Origin of the sequence: Acidovorax sp. FJL06 (assembly GCF_003852545.1) — a bacterium.
Taxonomy (GTDB): domain Bacteria; phylum Pseudomonadota; class Gammaproteobacteria; order Burkholderiales; family Burkholderiaceae_C; genus Acidovorax.
Window position 1 is genome coordinate 1,012 of the sequence record NZ_QAJR01000070.1, and the last position, 520, is coordinate 1,531.

1 pseudogene is annotated in these 520 nt (G+C 70.2%); it reads right to left on the reverse strand.

The window, feature by feature from the left end:
- Nucleotides 1-479, reverse strand: a pseudogene (locus tag DBV10_RS23255) (50S ribosomal protein L3 N(5)-glutamine methyltransferase); the annotation flags it as partial.
- Nucleotides 480-520 lie beyond the last annotated feature (41 nt).

Here is a 520-nt window from a genome sequence, read left to right on the forward strand (position 1 = left end):
GGCCAGGCCATGGCGGCCAGCACGGCCAGGCTGCCGTTGCCGGTGCACAGGTCCAGCACCTGGCGGGTGTTTTCGCTCAGAAAGCCATCCACGCTGCCGTCGGCCAGCAGCTCGGCAATGAAGCTGCGCGGCACGATGGCGCGCTCGTCCACGTAGAAGGGCACGCCTTGCAGCCAGGCCTCGCGCGTGAGGTAGGCGGCGGGCTTGCGGGTGGCAATGCGCTCTTCAAAAAGAGTAGCAATCAGGGCTTGCTCAGCGGGCGCTACAGGCTGATTCTTGATGGAATCGGGGGCCTCCGAGAGGTCGCTGTCCAGTGGCAGGCCCAGGCGCCACAGCACCAGCCACGTGGCCTCGTCGTGCGCGTTGGTGGTGCCGTGGCCGAACGCAACGCCGGCCGCGCGGAGGCATTGCGCACCGGACTCGGCCAGGGCCCCGACGGTGTCGCCCGAGACGGCGGGGTGTGGCTGTGGCGCGCTCATGCCGGCACCGCCGATCCCGACGCCAGGGCCTGCGCGTGCAG